General features: G+C 72.4%; 2 protein-coding genes. Both read left to right on the plus strand.

What is annotated here, in order from left to right; genetic code table 11:
• The coding region (locus ACH4NX_RS38235; RefSeq protein ID WP_398130373.1) for a type I polyketide synthase at positions 1-2,469 on the plus strand (2,469 nt) is incomplete at its 5' end.
• Between the two features lie 34 nt (positions 2,470-2,503).
• Positions 2,504-9,126: type I polyketide synthase (locus ACH4NX_RS38240; protein ID WP_398153396.1), on the plus strand; the 6,623-nt coding region annotated here is incomplete at its 3' end.

The raw sequence follows: 9,126 nt of genomic DNA on the forward strand, positions 1-9,126 counted from the left end.
GCACCGGGCGAGAACGGGACGCGCACCGTGGAGATCTTCTCCCAGCGCGAGGACGCCCCCGGCGACAAGGACGCCTGGACACGGCACGCCACCGGGCTTCTGTCTGCCTCGGCCTCGTCCGGTGGCGGGGAATGCGACTTCACGGCGTGGCCACCGCCCGGTGCGTCCGCCGTCGAGACCGGTGACCTCTACTCAGGTCTGCTGGAGCAGGGGTACGAGTACGGACCGGCGTTCCAGGGAGTGCGTGCGGTGTGGCGGCGCGGCGAGGAGGTCTTCGCCGAGGTCGCCCTGCCCGAGGAACACCGCAAGGAGGCAGGAAGGTTCGGCATCCACCCCGCCCTGCTCGAAGCCGTCCTGAACGTCTCGTCGGTCGGTGGCGCGGCAGCGGACGGTGACGACGTCCGTCAGCCGCTCGACTGGAACGGCGTGACGCTGCACGCCGCGGGCGCCTCGGCGCTGCGGGTGCGACTGCTGCCCAGCGGGTCCGACGCCCTGACGTTGGAGGCGGCCGACGAGACCGGTGGCCCGGTGCTGACGGTGGACTCGCTGGTGGTCAGGGCGCTGTCCGCCGAGCAGCTGGCGCGGTCCGGAGACACGGCGACCGCCGACTCGCTGTTCTTCCTGGACTGGCGGGAAGCGCCCGCAACTCCGGGTGGCGCGCCCGTTCTGACATGGGCGCCGGTCGGCACCGTCGAGGACGTGACCGGCCTGGTCGACGGGGCCGACGCTCCGCCGGTGGCGGTCCTGGAGGCCGTCGGCGGCGACGGGGACGACGCGGTACTCACGCTGACATCGAGGGTCCTCGCGGTGGTGCAGGCGTGGCTGACCACGGAAGGCCTGGAGGAGTCGCGCCTCGTGGTGGCGACCCGGGGCGCGGTGCCCGCCGGTGACGGCGTGGTGACCGACCCCGCCGGGGCGGCCGTGTGGGGTCTGGTGCGCGCCGCGCAGGCCGAGAATCCCGACCGGATCGTTCTCGTCGACGCCGATCCGGCATCCGCCGACGGGCCGGCCGCCGTCCCGGGCGTCGTCCTGGGCGCCGTGGCGGCCGGTGACGAGCCGCAGATCGCGGTGCGCGGCACCGCGATCTTCGTGCCCCGCCTCGCCCGCGCAACCGACACACGGCACCCGGACGCTTCACCGGCGATCGGCGCCCAGGGGACCGTTCTGGTCACGGGAGGCACCGGCTCGCTGGGTGCCCTCGCGGCCCGGCACCTGGTCACACGGTACGGCGTGCGGCATCTGGTCCTGGCCAGTCGCCGGGGCCCGGAGGCCGAGGGCGCCAAGGAACTGGTCGCCGAGCTCACCGAGCAGGGCGCGGCCGTGGAGGTCGTGGCCTGCGACGTGTCCGACCGTGCCCAGGCCGAGGCTCTGCTCGCCGAGGTGTCCGACGCGCACCCCCTGCGCGGAGTCATCCACACGGCCGGTGTCCTTGACGCCGGGGTGATCGGGGCGTTGACCCCGGAGCGGCTGGCGAGGGTGTTCGCACCCAAGGTGGACGCCGTACGCCACCTCGACGAGCTCACCCGCCCTCTGGCTCTGGACCTTTTCGTCGTCTACTCGTCCGTCTCGGCGGTCTTCATGGGCGCGGGCAGCGGCAGTTACGCGGCGGCCAACGCCTACCTGGACGGGCTGATGGCCAACCGCCGGGCGGCGGGCCTGCCGGGGCTGTCGCTGGCCTGGGGTCTGTGGGAGCAGACCGACGGCATGGCAGCGAACACCGACGACCTCACCCGCTCCCGGATGAACCGGCGCGGCGGCCTCCAGGTGATGACTCCGACCGAGGGCATGGAACTGTTCCACGCCGCGCTGGGGACCGGGCACTCGCTCCTGGTACCCGCCAAACTGGATCTGCGAGGAGTACGGGCCGACGCCGCGGCCGGCGGGGGAGTCCCGCACATGCTGCGCGGCCTGGTCCGCGCCGGACGCCAGTCGGCTCGGACGGGCTCCCAGCAGGACGGCGAGCTGCTGCGCCGCCTTGCGGGACTCCCCACCGCCGAGCAGGAGAAGGCCCTGGTCGACCTGGTACGCGGCCAGGCCGCGTCCGTGCTGGGGCATGACGGGCCGGAGGGGGTCCGAGCGGACACGGCGTTCAAGGACACCGGGTTCGACTCGCTCACATCCGTGGAACTGCGCAACCGGCTGCGGGCGGCGACGGGACTACAGCTTCCCGCCACCTTGGTCTTCGACTACCCGAACCCGCAGGCCCTCGCCCGCCACCTGCACGGCGAGCTGTTCCCGGACGGTGGCACGGCCGGCCAGGACGTGGACGAGGAACGTCTGCGGCGCGCACTCGCGTCGCTCCCGCTGGCCCGGTTCCGGGCAGCCGGGCTGATGGACGCCCTGGTCAAGCTGGTCGCCCTCGACGACGGCGCACCGGCGGTCGGCGCCCTCGACGACGCCGACGAGGAGAGGGCGGTCGCCGAGCTGGACGTCGACGACCTCGTGCTGCTGGCGCTCGGCGACAACTAACCCTGCGAAACCGCTGAAGGATTGGGGAAACCAAGTGAGTGCGTCGTATGAGAAGGTCGTCGAGGCGCTGCGGAAGTCGGTCGAAGAGGTCGGCTCGCTGAAGAAGCGGAACCGCCTGCTCGTCGACGCCTCCCGTGAGCCGGTGGCCGTGGTCGGCATGGCGTGCCGGCTGCCCGGCGGGGTCGCGGGCCCCGAGGACCTGTGGCGACTGGTCCGTGACGGCCGCGACGCCGTGACAGGATTTCCCGAGGACCGGGGTTGGGACCTGGAGGGCCTGTTCGACCCGGACCCGGACCGTGCGGGGACCACGTACACCAATCAGGGCGGCTTCCTCCACGAAGCGGGTCTCTTCGACGCGGGGTTCTTCGGGATCTCGCCGCGTGAGGCGCTGGCGATGGACCCGCAGCAGCGGTTGCTCCTGGAGAGCTCCTGGGAGGCCTTCGAGAGCGCCGGGATCGACCCGCTCTCGCTCAAGGGCGCCGATGTCGGCGTCTTCTCCGGGGTGTTCGGTCAGGGGTACGTCGCTCCCGGCGCCAGCGTGGTGACACCCGAACTGGAGGGTTTCGCGGGCACCGGCGGGTCCACGAGTGTGGCGTCGGGCCGGGTGTCGTACGTCTTCGGCTTCGAGGGCCCGGCGGTAACGATCGACTCGGCGTGTTCGTCGTCGCTGGTGGCGATGCATCTGGCCGCGCAGGCGCTGCGCCAGGGCGAGTGCTCCATGGCGCTCGCCGGCGGCGCGACCGTCATGGCCAATCCCGGCGCGTTCGTGGAGTTCTCGCGTCAGCGGGGTCTGGCCGACGACGGTCGCTGCAAGGCGTACGCCGACGGCGCGGACGGGACGGGCTGGGCGGAAGGCGTCGGGGTCGTGGTCCTGGAGCGTCTGTCGGTGGCGCGGGAGCGCGGGCACCGGGTGCTCGCGGTGCTGCGGGGCAGTGCGGTGAACCAGGACGGCGCGTCCAACGGCCTGACGGCTCCGAACGGCCCAGCTCAGCAGCGGGTGATCCGTGGAGCGCTCGCGAATGCGGGGCTCAGCCCGGCGGACGTGGATGTGGTGGAGGGGCACGGCACGGGCACGGTCCTCGGCGATCCGATCGAGGCGCAGGCGCTGCTGGCCACGTACGGCAAGAGCCGTGACGCGGAGCGGCCGTTGTGGCTGGGCTCGTTGAAGTCGAATGTCGGGCACACCCAGGCGGCCGCGGGTGTGGCCGGTGTGATCAAGATGGTGCAGGCGTTGCGGCATGGTGTGATGCCGGCGACGTTGCATGTGGATGCGCCGACGTCGCGGGTGGACTGGTCGGCGGGCGGCGTGGAGTTGCTGACCGAGGCGCGGGAGTGGCCGCGTGAGGGCGGTCCGCGCCGGGCCGGTGTCTCGGCCTTCGGGGTGAGCGGGACGAACGCGCACCTGATTCTGGAGGAGGCGCCCGAGGAGGCGCCCGAGGAGGCGGTGGCGGAGCGATCGGTTGCGCCTGCTGGTGTGGTGCCGTTGGTGGTGTCGGCGCGTAGCGCTGGGTCTCTGGCCGGGCAGGCGGGGCGGCTCGCGTCCTTCGTGGAGGAAGCCGGTGGGGGTTCTCTGACGGGCGTCGCCGGCGCGTTGGTTGCTGGGCGTGCGGTGCTGGGTGAGCGTGCGGTGGTGGTGGCCGGCTCGGACGATGAGGCTGTCGCTGGTCTGCGGGCCCTCGCCCGTGGCGAGAGCACGGCCGGAGTCCTTTCCGGTTCGGGTGCGCCCGGCAAGGTCGTATGGGTCTTCCCCGGGCAGGGCTCGCAGTGGGCGGGTATGGGCCGGGAGCTGCTCGATTCCTCGCCGGTGTTCGCGGCGCGGGTCGCGGAGTGTGCGGCGGCCTTGGAGCCGTTCATCGACTGGTCACTCGTCGATGTGCTGCGGGGGGATGCTGACCCGGGTCTGCTGGATCGGGTCGATGTCCTTCAGCCGGCGAGTTTCGCTGTGATGGTGGGATTGGCGGCGGTGTGGGCGTCGGTGGGTGTGGAGCCCGACGCGGTGGTGGGGCATTCGCAGGGTGAGATCGCCGCCGCGTGTGTGTCGGGGGCGTTGTCGCTGGAGGATGCGGCGCGGGTGGTGGCGTTGCGCAGTCAGGCCATCGCCGGGCAGCTCGCCGGGCGTGGCGGTATGGCCTCCGTCGCGTTGAGCGAGAGCGAGGCGGTTGAGCGGCTGGGGCGTTGGGCGGACCGGGTCGAGGTGGCCGCGGTGAACGGGCCGTCGTCGGTCGTGGTGGCTGGTGATGCCGGGGCGCTGGACGAGGTGCTGGAGGTTCTGGCCGCCGAGGGTGTCCGGGTGCGGCGGGTGGCGGTGGACTACGCCTCGCACACCCGGCATGTGGAGGACATCCGAGAGATCCTCGCCGGCACGCTCGCCGGCGTCGAGGCGGCACAGCCGTCGATTCCGTTCTACTCGACCGTCACCGGCGGGTGGGTGGATGCGGCGGGTGTTCTGGACGGCGGCTACTGGTATCGCAATCTCCGCAGCCAGGTCGGTTTCGGCCCGGCTGTCGCCGGCCTTCTGGAACAGGGTCATGGTGTCTTCGTCGAGGTCAGCGCCCACCCGGTGCTGGTCCAGCCGATCACCGAGATCCTCGACGAGAGCGATGCCTCGGGCACCGGCACGGTGGTGACGGGCTCGCTGCGCCGTGAGGACGGGGGGCTGCGTCGTCTGCTGGCGTCGATGGCGGAGTTGTTCGTGCGGGGTGTCACCGTCGACTGGGCCGGGATACTCCCGGCCGGGGCGACCTCGGCCCGGCTCGACCTGCCCACGTATGCCTTCGACCACCAGCACTACTGGCTCCACGAGATCGCGTCGGCGACGGACGCGGCGTCGTTGGGGCAGGCGGCGGCGGACCATCCGCTGCTTGGTGCGGTGGTGCGTCTGCCGCAGACCGACGGGTTCGTCTTCACTTCCCGCCTGTCGTTGAAGGCGCAGCCCTGGCTGGCCGACCACGCTGTGGGCGGAGTCGTCATCCTCCCCGGTACCGGGTTGGTGGAGCTGGCGGTCCGGGCCGGTGACGAGGCCGGTTGCGGTGTGCTGGAGGAACTGGTCATCGAGGCGCCGTTGGTGGTGCCGGAGCAGGGCGGGGTTCGGGTCCAGGTCGCCGTCGGCGCACCGGGCGAGAACGGGTCGCGCACCGTGGAGATCTACTCCCAGCGCGAGGACACCTCCGGCGATGGGGACGCCTGGACACGGCACGGCACGGGCACGCTGTCGGTCGCACCGTCGGCAAGGAAGGCGGAGCCTGACTTCACCGCGTGGCCGCCGGCCGGCGCGGAGGCCGTCGAGATCGGTGACTTCTACGGTGACCTGAACGAACGCGGCTACGGCTATGGACCGGCGTTCCAAGGGGTGCGTGCCGTGTGGCGGCGCGGCGAGGAGGTCTTCGCCGAGGTCGCCCTGCCCGAGGAACACCGCAAGGACGCCGACCGCTTCGGCATCCATCCCGCGCTGCTCGACGCCGCCCTCCAGGCCGGCACGATCGGAGCCGCGGGGCAGGCGGAGGAGTCCGGGGAGCCGGTGCTGGCGTTCGCGTGGAACGGCCTGGTGCTGCACGCGGCCGGTGCCTCGGCGCTGCGCGTACGGATCGCACCGAACGGTCCGGACGCACTGTCGGTCCAGGCGGCCGACGAGGCCGGTGGCCCGGTGGTGACACTGGACTCGCTGGTGTCCCGGGCGGTGTCCACCGAGCAGCTGGAGACGCCGGCCGACACGGCGGTGGCCAACGCGTTGTTCCGCCTGGAGTGGAGTGAACTGCCCACGCCCCAGGGCGCGGAGTTCCCCCCGTCCTGGGTGCCGGTGACCACACCCGAGGACGTGTCGGCTCTGTCCGAGAGTGTCGGCGTACCGGCGGTGGCGGTCCTGGAGGCCGTCGGCGACGGCGGGGACGACGCGGTACTCACCCTGACCTCCAGGGTCCTCGCGGTGATGCAGGCGTGGCTGACCGCGGACGGCCTCGAGGATTCGCAGCTGTTGGTCGCGACCCGGGGTGCGGTACCCGCCGGTGACGGTGTGGTGACCGACCCGGCCGGGGCGGCGGTGTGGGGTCTGGTGCGTGCGGCCCAGTCCGAAGCCCCGGACCGGGTTTTTCTCCTGGACACGGACCCCGACGCCGAAGGCGGTCTGGACTCGGTCCTGGACTCTTTGCTGGGCCCGGTGGTGGCCTGTGGCGAACCGCAGGTCGCCGTACGTGGCACGGTCATGGCGGTTCCCCGTCTCGCCCGTGTCACCGATCGCGTCACGGACGCGGCACAAGTGTTCAGCGACGAGGGGACGGTTCTGGTCTCGGGTGCCGGGTCGCTGGGCGGCCTGGTCGCCCGGCATCTGGTCACGCGGCACGGCGTACGGCGTCTGGTCCTGGCCAGCCGCCGGGGCCCGGAGGCCGAGGGGGCGGCGGAGCTGGTCGCCGAGCTGGCCGAGCAGGGGGCGGCCGTGGAGGTCGTGTCCTGTGACGTGTCCGACCGTTCCCAGGTCGAGGCTCTGCTCGCCAAGGTGTCCGACGAGCATCCGCTGCGCGGGGTCGTCCACACGGCCGGCGTGTTCGACGACGGGCTGATCGGTGCGCTGACCCCGGAGCGCCTCGCGGGGGTGTTCGCTCCCAAGGTGGACGCCGTGCGTCACCTCGACGAACTGACCCGTGGCACGGACCTCGACGCGTTCGTCGTCTTCTCGTCCGTGGCAGGCCTGTCCGGCGGCGCCGGGCAGGGCAACTACTCTGCGGCGAACGCCTTCCTTGACGGCCTCATGAGCAGCCGCAGGGCCACGGGACTGCCCGGCCTCTCCCTCGCCTGGGGTCTGTGGGAGCAGTCCCTCGGCATGGCCGGGCACCTCAGCGCTGTCGACCAGGCGCGGGCCAGCCGCAGCGGTGTGCTCGAGATATCGGCGGCCGAGGGCATGGAACTGTTCGACGCCGCCCTCCTGTCCGAGCGGGCGCTGCTCGTACCGGTCAAGCTGGACCTGCGGGCCGTCCGTGCCGACGCGTCGGCGGGCGCGGCGGTGCCGCACCTGCTGCGCGGCCTGGTCCGCACGGGCCGACAGCAGGCTCGAGCGGCGAACACCGTCGCCGACGGCGGTCAGCTGTCCGACCGGCTGGCCGGACTCGCCCCCACCGAGCAGCAGACGCTCCTGCTCGACCTCGTGCGGGCCCAGGCCGCGGTCGTACTGGGCCACACCGAACCCGGCGGCGTCCGGGCCGACACGGCGTTCAAGGACGCCGGCTTCGACTCGCTCACGTCCGTGGAGCTGCGCAACCGGCTGCGCGAGGCGACCGGCCTCAAGCTGCCCCCTACGCTCGTCTTCGACTATCCCTCTCCGCAGGCCCTCGCCCGGTACCTGAGCGAGGAGTTCGGTGAGGTGGCGGCGCCGGAACCGGAAGCACCGGTGGTCGTCGCGGCCGATACGGACGAGCCGGTCGCCATCGTCGGCATGGCCTGCCGGCTGCCCGGCGGGGTGTCCTCGCCGGAGCAGTTGTGGAGGCTGGTGGCCGACGGTGTCGACGCGGTCTCGGACTTCCCCGAAGACCGGGGCTGGGACCTGGAGGGCCTGTTCGACCCGGATCCGGACCATGCCGGTACGAGCTACACCAGTCAGGGCGGCTTCCTGGACGGGGCGGGTCTCTTCGACGCGGGGTTCTTCGGGATCTCGCCGCGTGAGGCGCTGGCGATGGACCCGCAGCAGCGGCTGCTCCTGGAGACCTCCTGGGAAGCCCTGGAAGAAGCGGGCATCGACCCCACTTCCCTGAAGGGCACGGACGTCGGTGTGTTCTCCGGTGTCTCCGGTCAGGGTTACGGGGCCGGCGTGCTCGCGCCGGAAGTGGAAGGATTCGCGGGCACCGGTCTGGCGTCGAGTGTGGCGTCGGGCCGGGTGTCGTACGTCTTCGGTTTCGAGGGCCCCGCGGTGTCGGTGGACACCGCTTGTTCGTCGTCGCTGGTGGCGATGCATCTGGCCGCGCAGGCGCTGCGGCAGGGAGAGTGCTCGATGGCGCTCGCCGGCGGCGCGATGGTGATGGCGACACCCGCCACGTTCATGGCGTTCTCGCGACAGCGGGGCCTGGCCGACGACGGCCGCTGCAAGGCGTTCGCCGAGGGCGCGGACGGCATGGGCCTGTCCGAAGGCGTCGGAGTCGTGCTCCTGGAGCGCCTGTCGGTGGCGCGGGAGCGCGGGCACCGGGTGCTCGCGGTGCTGCGGGGCAGTGCGGTGAACCAGGACGGCGCGTCCAACGGTCTGACGGCTCCGAACGGCCCGTCGCAGCAGCGGGTGATCCGGCGGGCCCTGGCCAATGCCCGTATCGCCGCGGCGGACGTGGACGTGGTGGAGGGGCACGGCACCGGCACGGCACTGGGCGATCCGATCGAGGCGCAGGCGCTGCTCGCCACGTACGGTAAGAGCCGTGACGCGGAGCGGCCGTTGTGGCTCGGCTCCCTGAAGTCGAACATCGGCCATGCGCAGGCGGCCGCGGGTGTGGCCAGCGTGATCAAGATGGTGCAGGCCCTGCGGTACGGCGTCATGCCTCCCACGTTGCACGCCCAGCGCCCCTCTGACCAGGTCGACTGGTCGGCGGGTGCGGTGGAGTTGCTGACCGAGGCGCGGGAGTGGCCGCGTGAGGGCCGTCCGCGCCGGGCCGGTGTCTCGTCCTTCGGGGTGAGCGGGACGAACGCGCA

Source organism: Streptomyces sp. NPDC017225, from assembly GCF_044331465.1.
GTDB lineage: Bacteria > Actinomycetota > Actinomycetes > Streptomycetales > Streptomycetaceae > Streptomyces.